The organism is Demequina flava (genome assembly GCF_000975035.1).
Classification (GTDB): Bacteria; Actinomycetota; Actinomycetes; order Actinomycetales; family Demequinaceae; genus Demequina; species Demequina flava.
Map to the genome: position 1 here is coordinate 1,507,419 of NZ_BBRA01000001.1, position 15,874 is coordinate 1,523,292.

The following is a 15,874-nucleotide window of genomic DNA, read 5'->3' on the forward strand; positions in this document are numbered from 1 at the left end:
CCTGACACGCGTGACTCTGCACCTGTTTGACACCGCCACCCGCACCGAGCGCGCGTTCACGCCGCTTGAGCCCGGGAAGGTCGGAATCTACCTGTGTGGGCCTACCGTTCAGAGTTCACCCCATGTTGGCCACCTTCGTAGCGCCGTCGCCTTTGACGTGCTGCACCGCTGGCTTGAGCGCACCGGCCTTGAGGTCACCATGGTGCGCAATGTCACCGACATTGACGACAAGACTTTGGCCAAGGCGGCCGATGCTGGGGTTCCGTGGTGGGCGTGGGCCCTCCGTCACGAGCGTGAATTTCAGGCGGCGTATGCGGCCGTGGGCGTCTTGCCACCGGCAGCTGAGCCGCGCGCGACCGGGCACATCCCGGAGATTGAAGCGCTCATTGAGCGGCTCATTGAGCGTGGTCACGCGTATGAGCTGGGTGGCTCTGTTTACTTCGATGTCCGGTCGTTCGCAGAATACGGGGCGCTCACCCGCCAGGCTCTCGACGACCTGACGCCAGCCCCCGATGCTCCCGCTGACGATAAGCGCGACCCCCGTGACTTCGCCCTGTGGAAGGCCGCCAAGGAAGGCGAACCTGCCACCGCATCGTGGGACTCACCATGGGGACGAGGCCGTCCGGGCTGGCACATCGAGTGCTCGGCCATGGCGCGACGCTTCCTCGGTGATGCCTTTGACATTCACGGTGGAGGGCTGGACCTGCGCTTCCCGCACCACGAGAACGAGCAAGCCCAGTCCCACGGAGCCGGCTACGACTTCGCCAACGTGTGGATGCACTCCGCATGGGTGACGCAGTCCGGCGCCAAGATGTCGAAGTCGCTGGGTAACGGGCTGCTGGTGTCCGATGTTTTGTCGCGCTATCCGGCGGCAGCGCTGCGCCTCGCGCTCGCACAGGTGCACTACCGGTCAATGCTCGAGTACTCCGAGAAGACCATGGAGGACGCCACCGCTACGTGGGGACGCCTCGCGGGCTTTGTGCAGCGTGCTTCCGATCGGGTGGGCGCGCTGACCGTTGAACAGGTGCGCGCATCCGAGCTTCCCGAGGGCTTCGTCGAGGCCATGGAAGACGATCTCTCCGTGCCCCGTGCGCTCGCGATTGTTCACGAGACGGTGCGCTCGGGTAATGCTGCGCTGACCTCAGAGGACGACGACGCCGTTACCTCCGCGCTCCTGACAGTCCGCGCCATGCTCGATGTGCTGGGCCTCGACCCAGCCTCGGAGTGCTGGGCACGCGGAGACACCGGCGGTTCTGCGGCCATGACCGCACTGGACTCACTCGTGCGCTCCGACATTGACGCACGCGCGGCCGCTCGCGCCGCGAAGGACTGGGCGACAGCGGACGAGATCCGCGATCGCCTCGGCAAGGCCGGGATCGTGATTGAAGACGGCGCTGACGGCGCCCGCTGGTCCCTCCAGGACTGAGCACAAGTCCACCCGTGACACTGCGTCCTAGGCGCAGGCGACTACCCTTGTCTCATGGCAGGAAATTCTCAGCGCCGCGGCGCCACGCGTAAGCCCACCTCAAAGAAGGGGGCGACCACCGGCACCGGCGGTCACGGACGGCGCGCGCTCGAAGGCAAGGGCCCCACGCCCAAGGCGGACGAGCGCCCCAACCACAAGGCGTACAAGGCCAAGAAGCGAGCCGAGGCGGACGCCGCAAAACGTCCCCAGCAGCGCCGTTCGGGACCTCAGGACCGCACCTCGACGTCGCACGAGCTCGTCATTGGCCGTAACAGCGTCCTCGAGGCATTGCGCTCCGGACTCCACGGCCAGACCCTGCACGTCTACAACCGCATTGACGCCGACGACCGCATCACGGAGATCGTCTCGCTCGCGGTGCAGGAGTCCATCGAGGTGCGTGAGGTAGCCAAGGGTGCGCTCGACGCCCTCGCCGGAGGCAGCCCGCACCAGGGCGTCGCCCTCGAGGTGCCGCCTTACAAGTACGCGGCGCCAGAAGACCTTCTCGAGTCCGGTGGACGTACGCTCATCGTCGCTCTCGATGGCATCCAGGACCCACGCAACCTCGGTGCGGTGATGCGCTCCGCTGCGGCATTCAGTGCGACCGGAGTGCTCGTACCTGAGCGCCGTGCAGCGGGTGTCACCGTTGCGGCGTGGAAGGTCTCGGCTGGAGCTGCAGCACGTCTGACGGTCGCTCGCGCCACGAACCTGGTCCGCGCACTCGAGGCGTACAAGAAGGCGGGCATTTTCGTGATTGGCCTCGACGCCAACGCGGACACGATGATTGGCGAGTCGGAACTTATCGACGGGCCCCTCGTGATCGTTGCGGGTGCCGAGGGTGCTGGCCTGTCGCGCCTGGTGCGAGAAACCTGCGACCAGATCGTGTCGATCCCCATCGCCGGTGACACGGAGTCGCTCAACGCCTCCGTCGCCGCGTCGATCGCGCTGTATGAGGCGAAGCAGGCCGCGGAGCGCTCGTAGCCCGTTCGGCGCGCGGTCACACCCCGTCCTCCGCGGGACGGGGCTCTGCCGCTAGTCCTTCGGAGCGGGCTTGGTAGTACGCGGAAACGACTGCCACGCACGGATGGCGCGGGTCTCCGTTGGAGCCTCCGACTCCGCGTCCGGTAGTGCGCCAATCTCCTGACCCAGCACGGCCTCCTCATCGGGGCGCGCGGGTAGCACGTTCTTGACGTAGGACGCGGCCGCCTCGGGCATGGTGACGTTGGGCTTCTTCTTCGCGAGGAACCAGCGGTGGTCAAGGACCTCGTGGTACACCTGCGCCGGCTCGAGCTTGCGACGGAAGTCGCGGGGAACGGCACGCACGGTCGGCTCGAAGTTGCGGTCTAGCCACTCGTGCGCGGCAAGAACTTCGTCGTCTTCGCGCGCGGTGACGACCCGGAACTCATCGAGGTCGTTCAGCAAACGACGGGCCTGATTCTCTTGGACGTCCAGACCGGTGAGGCGCAACAGGCGGCGCGAGTGGTGGCCGGCGTCGACGACCTTGGGGCGGATCGAGAGTTCTCGGCCGTCTTCCGTTTGGGTCATATCGAGTTCGGCCACATCGAACCCGAGTTCGTTGAGCGCCTTGACGCGTTCCGCCAGGTGATAGCGGACGTTGTCCGTGAAGGTCTCCTTGCCCGTGAGCATCGCCCACAGTTCCTTGTAGCGTTCCTCGATGCGGTCGCCCAAGAGGAGCGGATCGACACTGTCGTCCAGTTCCTCCGCGGCTTGGAGGTCGAACATCTCGCCAATGATGTTGGTGCGGGCCAGGTCGATGTCGTAGCGGCGTTGACCCTCGGTGAGGTGCGCGTGGATATCTCCGGTTTCCGCGTCAACCAAATAGGCGGAGAACGCCTCGGCATCGCGGCGGAACAGGGCGTTGGAAAGCGAAACGTCGCCCCAATAGAAGCCCAGCAGGTGCAGGCGCACCAAGAGGACGGCCAGCGCATCGATGAGCCTGTCCATGGTGTCGTCTCGCAGCGCCTGGCTAAACAGCGCGCGGTAGGGGAGCGAGAACTGGAGGTGCTCGGTCACAAGAGCCGCCGGCAGCGGCTCGCCGACCGCATCGACACGACCGTCAACCACCGCAAACGGCACCACACACGGGGCACCCATCTTCCCAAGTTCCTTCAGCATCGTGAACTCGCGCTGCGCCATGGGACCCACGGTCTCTTTGACCGCGAGCACACGCCCACTGAATCGCACAAACCGCACCACGTGGCGCGAGATTCCTCGGGGGAGAGCGGCGAGGGTGTCCTCCGGCCATGTTTCCAGGGGGATCGACCACGGGAGGTCGAGGAGTTCAGGGCTGACCGCTCCGGTGATCTTCAAGGGCATAGTGCCATCGTAGGCGCGCTGGCTGGGGACGGGGGTCGAAGAGTGCCCGGGCACAAAAAACGAGCGGCAGCCCGGTTGCCCGGACCGCCGCTCGTCAGTGTGAAGAGTTACAGTGCCTTGTCGGTGTGCACTGCGGCCGACAGGCGGTCGCCAGAGGCCGACGAGAACACGTGCTGCTCGCCCTCGCGGATCTTGACCCACACGGTGTCACCCTTCTTGGGGACGTCGCGGGGGTCGATGCGCACGATGACCTCGGAGTCGCCAGCATCGAAGTGGATGTCAGCGGCGCCGGGAGCGTCGGAGGGAATCGAGCCGTAGACGTATGCGTCGGAGCCGAGCTCCTCGACAACGTCGACCTGGATCGCGATGGCGCCATCAGTGTTGGGCGACACGCGGTCGAGCGACTCGGGGCGGTAGCCCACGACGACGCGGTTGTTGTCCTCAGCCTTGAGGCCGGCAATGGCCTCGCGGTTCAGCGCAACCTGGCTGGTGCCGATCTGGGCGAAGTCGCCGTTGACCGCGTAGGTACCGATGTTCATGGCGGGAGAGCCGATGAACCCGGCGACGAACACGTTCGCGGGAGCGTCGTACATGTCGCGCGGGGTGCCAACCTGCTGGAGCAGACCGTCCTTGAGGACCGCGATGCGGTCACCCATGGTCAGTGCCTCAACCTGGTCGTGCGTGACGTACACGGTGGTGGTGCCCAGGCGGCGCTGCAGTGCGGCGATCTGGGTACGGGTCTGGACACGCAGCTTGGCGTCAAGGTTCGACAGCGGCTCATCCATGAGGAACACCTGGGGCTGACGCACGATGGCGCGACCCATGGCGACACGCTGACGCTGACCACCGGAGAGTGCCTTGGGCTTGCGGTCCAGGTACTCGGTGAGGTCAAGAATCTTCGCGGCGGCTTCAACGCGCTCGCGGATGTCTGACTTGTCGACCTTGGCGATCTTCAGGGCGAAGCCCATGTTGTCGGCCACTGACATGTGGGGGTACAGCGCGTAAGACTGGAACACCATTGCGATGTCGCGGTCCTTGGGCTGAACGTGCGTGACGTCGCGGTCGCCAACCCAGATGGAGCCGGCGTCGATGTCCTCGAGTCCTGCGAGCATGCGCAGGGAGGTCGACTTTCCGCAACCGGAGGGGCCGACGAGGACGAGGAATTCGCCGTCAGCGATGTCGAGTTCAAGCGAGTCAACTGCTGGGCGTTCGGTGCCCGGGTAGATTCGCGAAGCCTTGTCGTAAGTAACAGTGGCCATGAGAGGTCCCTTCACTGGCAGGTACGTGCCAGACGATCCGTGGTGAAGAGTGCCGGTGTGGTGTCCACAATGACACTGATCTCCCCAAGGTCTGGAGTGATCGACCACATCTTCTCATATCAGAAGGTCCTCATCCAACCTCCCTGGCTGTACCGTGAGTGCCATGGCTTCAGTGGTGCGCGACGTGGGCGAGGAGATCGGCGGCTACCGCATTGTCGACCAATTGGGGCGCGGCGGTTCTGGTGCGGTCTACAAGGTCCTCGACGGGGCGGGCTCGGAGGCTGCCCTTAAGCTGGTGGACTCGAGTGCGGACGCCGTCGCGGTGGAGCGTCTGGCCCGTGAAGTGCGAGCGCTCCAGTCCATCGCACACCCCGCTATTCCGGCAATTCTCGACGCAGAGCTCGACGGTGACGAGACCTTCGTGGTCTTCGAGTACATCCCCGGAGTGAGCCTGTGGGATCACATTCAAGATCACGGTCCGATGCGGGGGGACGAGTTGGCAGCGTTTGCCGACCGGACAGCATCGGCCCTTGAAGCGGTGCACGCGACCGGTGCAGTTCACCGTGACGTGACCCCCTCCAACATCATGATTTCCCCGGACGGTCCGGTGCTCATTGACTTTGGGCTGGCCCACAAGACCACTGACAACCGTCTGACGCGCGACGGCCTGGTGTCCGGCACCGCGGGGTATGTCGCGCCCGAGGTCATCGACGGGCAAGAGCCCGGTGCCGATGCCGACCGTTGGGCGTGGGCCGCCTCCGTTGCTTTCGCGATGACCGGCAAGGCTCCGTTCGGGTCTGGCACGGGCGCGATTTCTCGCACCTTGGAAACCACCGTGGTGCTGCCCGACGTTCCAGGGGCCGATGCTGTGAGGGCTGCGTTGGGGCGAAAGGTCGACGCTCGGCCCGGGCCGCGTGACGTGGTGGCCGCGCTTCGCGGCGCGACCGTGGTTCTTCCGGTCGCCGATGAGGTGCCTCCGACTGCGGTGGAAGCGGTGGCGGCGACATCGGTGATGGGGGCGACGAGCCCGGAGACGTTTGATGCCGCGGCGTTCGGCACCGAGGCTGACGACGACGGTGTCGAAGACATGGTCGTTCCCGCGTCGAGCGCTGTCGACACCGGAGCCGGTTCTCCCGCCGACGACTACGACAAGGCCGAGCCCTCAGGTGAGATCTTGCCCCGGGCTCCACGGCGCAAACTCATGATTGCCGCGATCACGGTGGCCACAGCATCGGCCGCTGCCCTTGCCCCTTTTATTGCGTTCGCCGCGATTGCAGTGACCATGATCGTGGCCCGGGCCGTGCAGCGCCGAGCGCTCGCGCTGGCCGGTGCACGGGCGCGCAAGGGGCAACGCCGCGGCGATGCCGCGCTCCACACCCTTGGCCTGCCGTGGCACCTGCTGCGTGCGGCGGGGGAGCAGTTGCCCTCGATTCTGTTGGCGGCGGCGGTCGCTCTGGGCGTGACGACTCTTGGGTGGTGGCTCGTCGACTCGCAACTCGTTGCAGGCACCAGTCCGGACGCCCAGGTGTGGGCTCAGGGCGCGGTGTTGATGGTCGGCGGAATCGCTGCTGCCGCGACCATGTGGTGGGGGCCGTGGAGCGAGTTGTCGCGCGAAGGAGCACACCGCCTGGCTGCTGGCATCGCGCCATCGCGAGGACCCATCGTCGCGTGGGTTGTGGTGTCATTCCTGTTGGTCGCGGTGGTGTGCCTTTCGGTGTACCTGCTGACCGAGCCCTGGTGGTGGCCGGCCCCGGGTGCTCCGCTTGATTAGCGCATCGACCCTGATATCCACAGTGATTGATGGGAACACCGGCGCCAGCATGTACGTTGGGGCATCAACGGCGCGCTCGCGGGAGGCGCCGCAACGTGGGTGAGGGAGTGCGATCGATGACGTTTGCGGACAGGTTCCGTGCCGTCCAGCCCTGGCTATCTTTGCTGGTGCGACTGGCTATGGCGGGGATTCTCATCTTCGCTGCGATCCCCAAACTGCAGGACATCCCGCAGTCCATCATCGCGGTGCGCGCATACCGTCTCCTGCCAGAGGAGATCGTGCCGTTTGTTGGCACCATGCTTCCCTTCGCCGAGTTGGCGCTCGCTCTGTGGCTCCTGATGGGCCTGTGGACGCGCTGGGCCGCAGGAGCATGGTTGCTGATGATGGCCGGCTTCACGTTTGGCGTCATTTGGGCCTGGTCACAGGGCCTGTCGATTGACTGCGGCTGCTTTGGCGGCGGCGGTGATGTTGAAGAAGGCGCTACGAACTATCCGATGCACTTGCTAGAGCGAGCAGGATTCATAGCCCTGGGGCTGTTCCTGTTCATCTGGCCCCGTTCCCGTTTCTCCCTGGACTCGTGGCTGGCCCCAGCGCCGGTTGCGGATGAGCCAGTCGAGATCGATAACTGACCCTGAGGTAAAGGAATCCCCATGGCCAAGAAGAAGCCACAACCAAGCAACAGCAAGGCCGCACAGGCTCGGGCAAACGCCCAGGCCCAGGTGAAGGCTGAGGAGCGCCGCACCGGCGTGATCATCGCGGCCGTGTCCGCCGTTGTCATCCTCATCTTCGGTGGAGTCGTGTGGTTCATCATTCAGTCGGGTCAGGTGCCTGGTCTGGACTCTGAAGACCTCGCAAAGCCCGCCGCTTCCGATGTCACTGGCGGCATCCCGGTCGGCACAAGCGGCGTCGTGGGAGAGGACCTGCCTGAGGACCAGCCGCGCTTGGACATCTACCTCGACTACATGTGCCCCATCTGTGGCCAGTTTGAGGACGTTAACGCGGAAGACCTCGACGCGATGCGCGAAGCAGGCGAGGTTGAGGTGTACTACCACCCCATCTCTATCCTGGACCGCTTCTCCAACGGCACCGAGTACTCGAGCCGCGCGGCCAACGCCGTCGCGACCGTCGCCGAGGAGGCGCCTAGCGCGTTCCTCGACTTCTCGAACGCCTTGTTCGAGAGCCAGCCCGCCGAGGGCACCGAAGGTCTGAGCGACGAGCAGATCTCGCAGATCGCCGTGGCCGCCGGTGTTCCTGAGGATGTTGCCGCGCAGATCGAGAACGGTGACTACCGCAAGTGGGTTATTGCCGCAACGGACCAGTCCTCGCAGGATGGTGTGCCCGGCACGCCGACGCTGCGTATCGCCGAGCCCGGTCAGAGCTTTGACGAGGGCAAGGTGCTTGAGCAGTCCGAGGTTCCTTACTTCGAGCCCGGTCAGCTGCGCACGTACATCGAGAGCTTCTAACCCTCTTCCCACACACGTGGCCCCTGGCGCATCAGCGCCGGGGGCCACGTGCGTGTGTGGGGTGCCCAGGTGGCCTGGCGGTTCCTCACCGCTGCGCGACATCGGTATCCTGGTTCACCACGGCGCCTGAGCGCCGTGTGCTGGCATGGCGCAATTGGTAGCGCACCGTACTTGTAATACGGGGGTTACGGGTTCGAGTCCCGTTGCCAGCTCTCCTCTCACTGCCGCAACCTGAGGCGGCATCGGCTTACGCCCGCGGTACCGCGGGCACCGGGCGCTGACGTTACCAAAACGTTACGAGAAGTTGTCGACGTTCAGGAACGCAGAACTAAGGCCCGGCGTTGCTGAGATGTAGGTCACGCCACGCCGGCTGTAATAAATCTCACAAAGACCGCGTCATAGTCCCCCTCGTTGGGCGTCTCAATGTGAGCCAGGCCACACTTCGCGATGCGAAATGGCCGTGACCAACCCCGCGCAGGCGTGCTCCATACTCGAGCGCGCCTGCGCACCCGAAACAACGACGTAGTCGTTAACAGAACATAAGGAAGATCAAGATGGCTGAAAACAAGATCAACGCCCGCAAGTACGCAGCCGTGGCGCTCGGCATCGTCGGCATCGCTGGCCTGTCGCTGGCTTCTGCCGCGCAGCTGACCGTCAACGAGGACTCGCCGCTGGTCGGCGTGAGCGACTCGACGGACTGCGACGACGCGGTCTTCGTTGCATACGAGACGAGCTTCGGCGCAGGCGGCTTCACGGTCGACAGCATCGAGGTGAGTGGTATCGCTTCTGCCTGTGCAGGCGAGGAGATCAACGTGTACGTGCTGAATGACGTCGACACGCAGATTGGTACAGCAACCGGCATCGCCGATGCCACTGGCGCCGTGTCCTTGACGCCAGCCGCAACGATCGACGCCGAGGCCGTGTACGAAGCCGCAGTCTCGATCAACTAAGACTCACGCACCCATGGCAAGCACGCTCGAGACGCAGGAGACCGGAGGCCCCACGGCCGTCCGGCGCTCTCGCGTGCTCAAAAGCGTGCTTGCCTGGGTGGTCGTCCTTACGCTCGCCTACTTCATCTGGCCCACGAGTCTCGGCGGCGGCACAACCGCCATCGTGGTCAACGGCCACTCGATGGAGCCCACGTATTACACCGGTGACGTGGTTGTGGCCCGCGCCGATGAGCCCGAGATCGGCGACGTGGTGATCTACACCACCGAGGACTTGGGCGACGCAAAGATCATCCACCGCATCATTGGTGGTGACGGCGTCAACGGATGGGAAATCCAGGGCGACAACAACGACTTCGTCGACCCGTTCCATCCCACCAACGAGGACGTGCTCGGCGTCGCGAAGTTCCACATCGACTCGGTCGGAACCTGGGCCACGGTGCTGCGGAGCCCGTCCGTGTGGGCAAGCTTCCTCCTGCTCGCGCTCGGCCTCGTCATGTGGCCCTCGCGTCGGTGCCCGGACCTGGAGTCAGCAGAACACCCTACGGATGCCGAGGACCGCGCATGACGCGCCTCATGTCGCTCCGCGTCGTGTTGGCCGTTGCGGCGTTCGTCGTGGCGCTGATAACGATTGGGCAGATCTCGCTTGCCTCCGCAGCCCAATTGGACGTCAATCAGTCAGGTGTCTCGACGTTCACCGCGAACGCGTGCACCGATCAAGTGATCGGGATTACGGCGTCTCAGAGCTCGTCGTCACAGACGCAATTGCAGGTCACGGGAGTGCCTACTGAATGCACAGGCACTCTGGGCACGATTGTCGTCGTGGACGCGGCCGGCACCGCGCTTGCTCAGGCTACGTGGACCAAGACTGCGGGCACCAACACAGTTTCGACGTCGTCGTTCGACACCTCACTCGTGAGCTCGGTTCTACTCCTCGCGGACGGCTGGTGGATTGACACGACGTGGACTGCGCCTGCGACTTCTGCCCCCGTGTACTGCACCAGTATCGACGCCCAGGGCCTGCCCACGGGTGCTGAATGCTCGGTGACCGAGGTTGACGACGTCGACTGGGGTAACCCTGGCACACGTCGTGGCTGGGCAAAATACGACGTTGACACAACCTCTGAGAACGCGATCTTCGTGATCGACCTGGCCGAGACGCCGTTCCCTGATTGGACTCCGACCGCCGCGCGCACTAATGGCGACTGGATCGCCGCCCCCGGATACTCGTGTGATGAATGGCCGATCGTGCGGCTTTACGCGAATCCGAACAAGGGGGGCGTGTCCACTGAGGTGTACATCGAAGTGGTGGAGAAGCAAGTCGCGATCGGGACAGCCAACAGGATCTGCCCCAACTAGGAACTTACGCACTTGTGCCCCAGGACAGCGGCTCGCCGCCTTGAGCGATGAGTTCCGCATTCACACGCGAGAACGGCCGCGAACCAAAGAACCCGCGCCGTGCACTCAGCGGACTCGGGTGCGGACTTGCGATCACTGGAACGTCGCCCAGTAGCGGCGCCAGCCGTTGAGCATCTTTGCCCCATAAGACCGCGACCAGCGGACCGCCGCGCGCAGCGAGGGTGCGGATCGCGTGGTCAGTGACCTGCTCCCAACCCATCCCGCGGTGAGACCCGGCGTCGCCCTCGCCCACGGTCAAAACCCGGTTGAGCAGCATGACCCCCTGCGCTTGCCAGGCGCTGAGGTCTCCCGAAGCCAACGCTTCACCGGTGTCGTCACGCAGCTCGCGAGCAATATTCGTCAGTGACCGCGGCATCGGCCGGTCTGTGGCGACCGAAAAGCTCAAGCCCACTGCATCCCCGGGCGTTGGGTACGGATCCTGTCCGACTATCAGCACGCGCACATCGTCCACCGGCGTCTCGAAGGCGCGCATTACCGCATCTGGATGCGGGAGCCACGGCCGTCCAGCCTGAGTCTCGAGGTCAAGGCGGGCCTCGATTGCGGTCAGCGTCCCTGCTACCGGTTCCAGGGCATCGGCCCATGACGTGTGACAGTGGTCGCGCCAAGTTTTGCTCATCTCGCCCACTGTAGTGAGGGCCGATGCTGTGGTCGCGGCCCGTAGGTCTCAGGCGGTGCGGCTGAATGACATCGCTGTAGTTCCCGATTACGCTGGGGCACACAGGCCGGACGGCACGTGACAACAGCGGAGGTGACTATGGAGAGTGCGACGCACATGCGCGAGCTCACCGACCGCGACCGTGCCATCCTGCGCTTTGAACGTCAATGGTGGTCTCTCGCGGGGGCCAAAGAGGATGCCATCCGCACGCAATTCTCTCTGAGCGCCACGCAGTACTACCAGGTGCTCGGGTCGTTGCTGGATCAGCAAGCTGCCTTGGAGTTTGACCCCATGCTGGTGAAGCGGCTGCGCCGGATGCGCGCGGCAAGGCAACAAGGCCGTTCAACGCGCGCATGGAATGCGCCGCACGCAGGTTAGGGTGTGACCCGTGGCGAAGGATGCGCAAGTGTATGAGCCGGACGAGTTCGACGAACTCGCCGCACAGACGGGACCCGTCGGCGTGCATCGCGCGCCCCGCCCGTGGTGGAGCAAAGTCCTGCCGCCGCTGTTCGCATTCCTGATCGCTGGCGCAGTCGCCTACCTGATCGCGTTCCTGCTGTGGAACAGCGGCAGTGGAGATGATGACGCGTCGCCGACTGCGACCGTCACGGCATCGCCTGAGCCCAGCGAGAGTGTCTCCCCATCGGCCACGCCGTCGGTGACTCCTTCCGAGAGCGCGTCGCCGCCTCCCTCGCCGAGCCCCACACCAACTGAGACGGAAGAGCCCGAGCCCGTCATCCTTTACGACGCTCAGGTCCACGTCCGCAATGGTTCGGGCATTCAGGGCCTGGCAGGTGGAGAGGCCGCAGAGCTCGAAGCGGCTGGCTACACGAACCTTGCCGCGAACAACATCTCGTCGACGTTGATCCCCGGTGGCGTGAACACCGTGACGTACTCGGACGACTCCTTCGCCGACACCGCACAGGATGTCGCGGACGTCCTTGGCATTGATGCAGTCGAGGGCGGCGGCACCCCGGGCGGCGCTGAGATCGAAGTGCTGCTCGCCTCCGACCCGGGCTAACCCCACGCTTACTCCACGCATCGCGCCATTTGTGAGGGCCGATGCTGGGGTTCAGACATCCGCATGGCCGGCGGCAAGTGCGCCCGCGGCGAACATGAGTGAACATCACGCAACATCGGTTTGCACTCGGCAGGGGAGAGTGCCAGAATCTCATTAGCACTCCCTATCCGAGAGTGCTAAAAAGTTCGGCTTCGCAGTCGAGGTGACCGGTCGTTTCGTGACGTGAACGATTCGATCGGCGCCGTCCGTCGCGGGCGGCTCGAAGCCACCATCATCGAAAGAGGAACTATACCCATGGCAAAGCAGATTGCCTTCGATGAGGAGGCCCGTCGCGGCATGGAGCGGGGCATGAATGCTCTCGCTGACGCCGTCAAGGTCACCCTCGGCCCCAAGGGCCGCAACGTCGTGCTCGAAAAGAAGTGGGGCGCACCCACGATCACCAACGATGGTGTTTCCATCGCCAAGGAGATCGAGCTCTCCGAGCCTTACGAGAAGATCGGCGCAGAGCTGGTCAAGGAAGTTGCCAAGAAGACGGATGACGTCGCTGGCGACGGCACCACCACCGCAACCGTTCTGGCCCAGGCACTCGTGCGTGAGGGCCTGCGCAACGTCTCGGCTGGCGCCAACCCGATCGCTCTGAAGAAGGGCATCGAGAAGGCTGTCGCAGTCGTCACCGAGCAGCTCCTCGCCTCCGCCAAGGAGATCGAGACCAAGGAGCAGATCGCTGCTACCGCAGGCATCTCCGCTGGCGACCCCGCCATCGGTGAGCTCATCGCCGAGGCGATGGACAAGGTCGGCAAGGAAGGCGTCATCACCGTCGAGGAGGCTTACCAGTTCGGTCTGGAGCTGGAGCTCACCGAGGGTATGCGCTTCGACAAGGGCTACCTGAACCCCTACTTCGTCACCGACGCTGAGCGCCAGGAAGCAGTCCTCGAGGACTCCTACGTGCTCCTCGTTGAGTCGAAGATCTCCTCGCTCAAGGACCTCCTGCCCCTGCTTGAGAAGATCATGCAGGCTGGCAAGCCTCTGACGATCGTTGCCGAGGACGTGGACGGCGAAGCCCTCGCGGCTCTCGTGGTCAACAAGCTGCGCGGCAACCTCAAGGTTGTGGCAGTCAAGGCTCCCGGCTTTGGCGACCGTCGCAAGGCGATGCTGCAGGACATGGCCGTCCTCACCGGTGGCCAGGTCATCTCCGAGGCTGTTGGCCTGTCGCTCGAGACCGCTGGTCTCGAACTGCTCGGCCAGGCTCGCAAGGTCGTCGTCACCAAGGACGAGACCACCATCGTTGATGGCGCTGGAACCGAGGACCAGGTCGAGGGTCGCGTGAACCAGATTCGCGCCGAGATCGAGAACTCGGACTCGGACTACGACCGCGAGAAGCTCCAGGAGCGCCTCGCCAAGCTCGCAGGTGGCGTTGCCGTCATTAAGGCGGGCGCGGCCACCGAGGTCGAGCTCAAGGAGCGCAAGCACCGCATCGAGGACGCAGTCCGCAACGCGAAGGCTGCTGTGGAAGAGGGAATCGTCGCCGGTGGTGGCGTGGCTCTCATCCAGGCCGGCACCGCTGGTCTGCCCTCGCTCGAGCTCGTTGGTGACGAGGCCACTGGCGCTCGCATCGTCGAGTTCGCGATCACCGCGCCGCTGCGCCAGATCGCCGTCAACGCTGGCCTCGAAGGCGGCGTTGTCGTGGAGAAGGTCAAGGGTCTGCCTGTCGGTCACGGCCTCAACGCCGCAACTGGCGAGTACGAGGACCTGCTGGCCGCTGGCGTCAACGACCCGGTGAAGGTCACGCGCTCCGCGCTGCAGAACGCTGCGTCCATCGCGGGTCTGTTCCTGACGACCGAGGTCGTCGTCGCGGACATTCCCGAGCCCGAGCCGGCTATGCCGGCCGGTGGCGGCGACATGGGCGGCATGGGCTTCTAAGTCCACGCCGCGCGTCACCGCACGCGCTAGCTACACACGAAGGCCCCCAGGAATTTCCTGGGGGCCTTCGTGCATGTCCGGTGAAGGGCCGATGCTGGCTGGCGGTGGTCGGTATTGCTCGCCAAGCCGTGTGTGCGAGGACTACGAGGCGGCGTGGCGCTGCGCGCTCGTCACTCGCAACCCAGAAGCACGCAGCCGCATGACCAGTTCCCGGCCGTCGACCAGCACAGCGCCCTGAGCGATCAGCGCCGGGTGCATATCCTCCGGCACGTCGTAGTGGTCGAGGTCGAACGCGCGCTCAGGCAAACCTGCGGTCCGGGCGAAGGCGTGTAGCTCGTCAAGGCTGAGATCCGAGACCATGTGTCCCCACACCCGGCCATGTCGCGGCCACAGAGGCGGGTCGATCAGGATCGTCATCTGGCGAGGATACGTCAGCGCGCGCTAACTACCGCTAAACAGGCGCGCGGCCGCGTCCTCTGCACCGGCGTAGTGTTCGGCGGCCTGATTGAGGGCAGTCGACAGCGACTCGAGCGCAATTTCGACCTGCGCCTGCGCAGCGCGCCATTGGTCGAGTACTCCCGCGAAGGCCGTTGCGGCACCGCCTTGCCACGTCCCTTCGAGGGATGTGAGGTGAACCATCATGGCGGTGACTTCGGTGCGAATGACGTCGCCTGAGGCGTGTGCCTGGGTTGCGGCGGTGGCGACCTGGTTCGCGTCGACGTTGTACTGCGTCATCGTTGTCTCCCAACGTGAGTAGAGGTGAAGTGCACCTCGACGCTAGAAGGGGTGACCGCAGCATCGGCCCGTCGGGAAAGGAACTGGGGAGAAACGACCGGAACACGTGCCCTGGGGACAGGGCTGCGGGCCTTATGCGGCCTGAACTGCCGCGATGTCGCGCTTGAGGCGGGTGAGTTCTGCGGTTACGTTCTCGCGTGCTTGGCGCTCCCAGCCGCGGGCCAACGGCGACACATAGATGTGGTCGCGGGCCATGAGCCGCTCAAGGATGCGCTGACGAGTCTCCAGGTACTCGAGGTCGCCGACGTGCGCATACTCGTCGCGCACTTGGCGAATGTAGGTGCGATAACGCTGAGGCTCGGTTGCCAGGATCGCGAGGTCCGCATCCGAGAGCACCGCAGCGTCTGAATCGGAGCCTACGGGGCTGTGGCGTTCGAGGCCCTGGACGAGCGCGACGACAGTCTCGACGGCTTTCTCCGGTACTCGCAGGCGCGTCAGCTCTTCGCGCGCATACTCTGCGCTTGCTGCTTCATTCTCGCCCGGGTGGCGGACGGAGGCCGCACGCTCGGCAGCATCGAAGATTGCTCCGTGGTACCAGGCTGCGAGTCGGACGAGGTGAGGGCGAGCCGCCTCTTGCTGGAGCTCGTCGACGCGCTGCAAAAGGTCAATCAAGTGACTGATGCTGTGAAAACGGCGGTCGGGAGCTGTCCAACGCTCAATGAGATGGTCGGCGGCACCAGCGATGAGCACGGGCTCGACACTTGCACCTGCGGCTACTGCACTGCGCTGAAAGGCAGGCACCAGCCACTGGGGAACCGGCACGTCGCCACCTCACTTCGGGGACCTAGGGAAGTCGTGCTTCTTCCAGTGTCCTCCCTTAGCGGC

General features: G+C 64.8%; 17 protein-coding genes and 1 tRNA gene. 12 read left to right on the forward strand and 6 right to left on the reverse strand.

Features of this window, described 5'->3' with window-relative positions; all coding sequences use genetic code 11:
• Positions 1 to 10: 10 nt before the first annotated feature.
• Positions 11 to 1,426, forward strand: a complete 1,416-nt coding sequence (gene cysS / locus AOP74_RS07075; protein WP_061961591.1) for a cysteine--tRNA ligase — start codon at positions 11 to 13, stop codon at positions 1,424 to 1,426.
• 54 nt (positions 1,427 to 1,480) lie between these two features.
• Complete coding sequence (rlmB, locus tag AOP74_RS07080; protein ID WP_061961592.1) at positions 1,481 to 2,443, forward strand: 23S rRNA (guanosine(2251)-2'-O)-methyltransferase RlmB; 963 nt, start codon at positions 1,481 to 1,483, stop codon at positions 2,441 to 2,443.
• 51 nt (positions 2,444 to 2,494) lie between these two features.
• Here the strand turns inward: rlmB and AOP74_RS07085 are convergent, their stop codons facing one another.
• Together AOP74_RS07085 and AOP74_RS07090 are read right to left on the reverse strand one after the other, a co-directional pair.
• On the reverse strand, positions 2,495 to 3,799 hold the full coding sequence (locus tag AOP74_RS07085; RefSeq protein WP_082096088.1) for a DUF4032 domain-containing protein: 1,305 nt from the start codon (positions 3,797 to 3,799) through the stop codon (positions 2,495 to 2,497).
• 107 nt (positions 3,800 to 3,906) lie between these two features.
• Positions 3,907 to 5,058 carry an ABC transporter ATP-binding protein gene (locus AOP74_RS07090; protein WP_061961593.1) on the reverse strand — a complete coding sequence of 384 codons (1,152 nt, stop codon included), beginning with the start codon at positions 5,056 to 5,058 and terminating at the stop codon, positions 3,907 to 3,909.
• A gap of 163 nt (positions 5,059 to 5,221) precedes the next feature.
• Here AOP74_RS07090 and AOP74_RS07095 point away from each other — a divergent pair, with 163 nt between their 5' ends.
• The 7 genes from AOP74_RS07095 to AOP74_RS07125 all read left to right on the forward strand — a co-directional run bounded on the left by AOP74_RS07095 (position 5,222) and on the right by AOP74_RS07125 (position 10,598).
• A complete protein-coding gene (locus AOP74_RS07095; RefSeq protein ID WP_061961594.1) occupies positions 5,222 to 6,829 on the forward strand; it encodes a serine/threonine-protein kinase in 1,608 nt (535 codons plus the stop codon).
• A gap of 116 nt (positions 6,830 to 6,945) precedes the next feature.
• Positions 6,946 to 7,458 carry a MauE/DoxX family redox-associated membrane protein gene (locus tag AOP74_RS07100; protein ID WP_061961595.1) on the forward strand — a complete coding sequence of 171 codons (513 nt, stop codon included), beginning with the start codon at positions 6,946 to 6,948 and terminating at the stop codon, positions 7,456 to 7,458.
• Positions 7,459 to 7,479: 21 nt separating this feature from the next.
• Complete coding sequence (locus AOP74_RS07105) at positions 7,480 to 8,292, forward strand: thioredoxin domain-containing protein (protein WP_061961596.1); 813 nt, start codon at positions 7,480 to 7,482, stop codon at positions 8,290 to 8,292.
• A gap of 139 nt (positions 8,293 to 8,431) precedes the next feature.
• A tRNA-Thr gene (locus AOP74_RS07110) sits at positions 8,432 to 8,504 on the forward strand.
• A gap of 342 nt (positions 8,505 to 8,846) precedes the next feature.
• Entirely contained in the window at positions 8,847 to 9,242 is a 396-nt protein-coding gene (locus tag AOP74_RS07115; protein ID WP_061961597.1) for a hypothetical protein, read from the forward strand.
• A 13-nt stretch (positions 9,243 to 9,255) separates the two neighbouring features.
• Complete coding sequence (locus tag AOP74_RS07120) at positions 9,256 to 9,807, forward strand: signal peptidase I (RefSeq protein ID WP_061961598.1); 552 nt, start codon at positions 9,256 to 9,258, stop codon at positions 9,805 to 9,807.
• The gene (locus tag AOP74_RS07125; RefSeq protein WP_061961599.1) at positions 9,804 to 10,598 is read left to right on the forward strand and encodes a hypothetical protein; all 795 of its coding nucleotides are present in this window, start codon (positions 9,804 to 9,806) and stop codon (positions 10,596 to 10,598) included. The genes AOP74_RS07120 and AOP74_RS07125 overlap by 4 nt, the downstream gene beginning before the upstream one ends.
• Positions 10,599 to 10,602: 4 nt before the next feature.
• Here the strand turns inward: AOP74_RS07125 and AOP74_RS07130 are convergent, their stop codons facing one another.
• Positions 10,603 to 11,274: a uracil-DNA glycosylase gene (locus AOP74_RS07130; protein WP_061961600.1), complete on the reverse strand. Its 672-nt coding sequence runs from the start codon at positions 11,272 to 11,274 to the stop codon at positions 10,603 to 10,605.
• Between the two features lie 156 nt (positions 11,275 to 11,430).
• On the opposite strand from AOP74_RS07130, the gene AOP74_RS07135 reads away from it, so the two are divergent.
• The 3 genes from AOP74_RS07135 to groL all read left to right on the forward strand — a co-directional run bounded on the left by AOP74_RS07135 (position 11,431) and on the right by groL (position 14,254).
• Positions 11,431 to 11,691 carry a DUF3263 domain-containing protein gene (locus AOP74_RS07135; protein WP_439645054.1) on the forward strand — a complete coding sequence of 87 codons (261 nt, stop codon included), beginning with the start codon at positions 11,431 to 11,433 and terminating at the stop codon, positions 11,689 to 11,691.
• A gap of 10 nt (positions 11,692 to 11,701) precedes the next feature.
• The gene (locus AOP74_RS07140) at positions 11,702 to 12,334 is read left to right on the forward strand and encodes a LytR C-terminal domain-containing protein (protein ID WP_061961602.1); all 633 of its coding nucleotides are present in this window, start codon (positions 11,702 to 11,704) and stop codon (positions 12,332 to 12,334) included.
• A gap of 294 nt (positions 12,335 to 12,628) precedes the next feature.
• Positions 12,629 to 14,254 carry a chaperonin GroEL gene (gene groL / locus AOP74_RS07145; RefSeq protein ID WP_061961603.1) on the forward strand — a complete coding sequence of 542 codons (1,626 nt, stop codon included), beginning with the start codon at positions 12,629 to 12,631 and terminating at the stop codon, positions 14,252 to 14,254.
• A 141-nt stretch (positions 14,255 to 14,395) separates the two neighbouring features.
• On the opposite strand, the gene AOP74_RS07150 is transcribed toward groL, so the two are convergent.
• From AOP74_RS07150 to AOP74_RS07160, 3 genes are all read right to left on the reverse strand, one after another.
• Entirely contained in the window at positions 14,396 to 14,671 is a 276-nt protein-coding gene (locus AOP74_RS07150; protein ID WP_061961604.1) for a DUF4031 domain-containing protein, read from the reverse strand.
• Between the two features lie 24 nt (positions 14,672 to 14,695).
• The gene (locus AOP74_RS07155; protein ID WP_061961605.1) at positions 14,696 to 14,989 is read right to left on the reverse strand and encodes a WXG100 family type VII secretion target; all 294 of its coding nucleotides are present in this window, start codon (positions 14,987 to 14,989) and stop codon (positions 14,696 to 14,698) included.
• A 132-nt stretch (positions 14,990 to 15,121) separates the two neighbouring features.
• On the reverse strand, positions 15,122 to 15,811 hold the full coding sequence (locus AOP74_RS07160; protein ID WP_061961606.1) for an HD domain-containing protein: 690 nt from the start codon (positions 15,809 to 15,811) through the stop codon (positions 15,122 to 15,124).
• Positions 15,812 to 15,874: the final 63 nt, after the last annotated feature.

Excerpts from the sequence above, each read along its gene's own strand:
- rlmB (WP_061961592.1), top strand. The coding sequence starts at position 1,481 with ATGGCAGGAAATTCTCAGCGCCGCGGCGCCACGCGTAAGCCCACCTCA.
- AOP74_RS07085 (WP_082096088.1), bottom strand. The coding sequence starts at position 3,799 with ATGCCCTTGAAGATCACCGGAGCGGTCAGCCCTGAACTCCTCGACCTC.
- AOP74_RS07090 (WP_061961593.1), bottom strand. The coding sequence starts at position 5,058 with ATGGCCACTGTTACTTACGACAAGGCTTCGCGAATCTACCCGGGCACC.
- AOP74_RS07095 (WP_061961594.1), top strand. The coding sequence starts at position 5,222 with ATGGCTTCAGTGGTGCGCGACGTGGGCGAGGAGATCGGCGGCTACCGC.
- AOP74_RS07100 (WP_061961595.1), top strand. The coding sequence starts at position 6,946 with ATGACGTTTGCGGACAGGTTCCGTGCCGTCCAGCCCTGGCTATCTTTG.
- AOP74_RS07105 (WP_061961596.1), top strand. The coding sequence starts at position 7,480 with ATGGCCAAGAAGAAGCCACAACCAAGCAACAGCAAGGCCGCACAGGCT.
- AOP74_RS07115 (WP_061961597.1), top strand. The coding sequence starts at position 8,847 with ATGGCTGAAAACAAGATCAACGCCCGCAAGTACGCAGCCGTGGCGCTC.
- AOP74_RS07120 (WP_061961598.1), top strand. The coding sequence starts at position 9,256 with ATGGCAAGCACGCTCGAGACGCAGGAGACCGGAGGCCCCACGGCCGTC.
- AOP74_RS07125 (WP_061961599.1), top strand. The coding sequence starts at position 9,804 with ATGACGCGCCTCATGTCGCTCCGCGTCGTGTTGGCCGTTGCGGCGTTC.
- AOP74_RS07130 (WP_061961600.1), bottom strand. The coding sequence starts at position 11,274 with ATGAGCAAAACTTGGCGCGACCACTGTCACACGTCATGGGCCGATGCC.
- AOP74_RS07135 (WP_439645054.1), top strand. The coding sequence starts at position 11,431 with ATGCGCGAGCTCACCGACCGCGACCGTGCCATCCTGCGCTTTGAACGT.
- groL (WP_061961603.1), top strand. The coding sequence starts at position 12,629 with ATGGCAAAGCAGATTGCCTTCGATGAGGAGGCCCGTCGCGGCATGGAG.
- AOP74_RS07150 (WP_061961604.1), bottom strand. The coding sequence starts at position 14,671 with ATGACGATCCTGATCGACCCGCCTCTGTGGCCGCGACATGGCCGGGTG.
- AOP74_RS07155 (WP_061961605.1), bottom strand. The coding sequence starts at position 14,989 with ATGACGCAGTACAACGTCGACGCGAACCAGGTCGCCACCGCCGCAACC.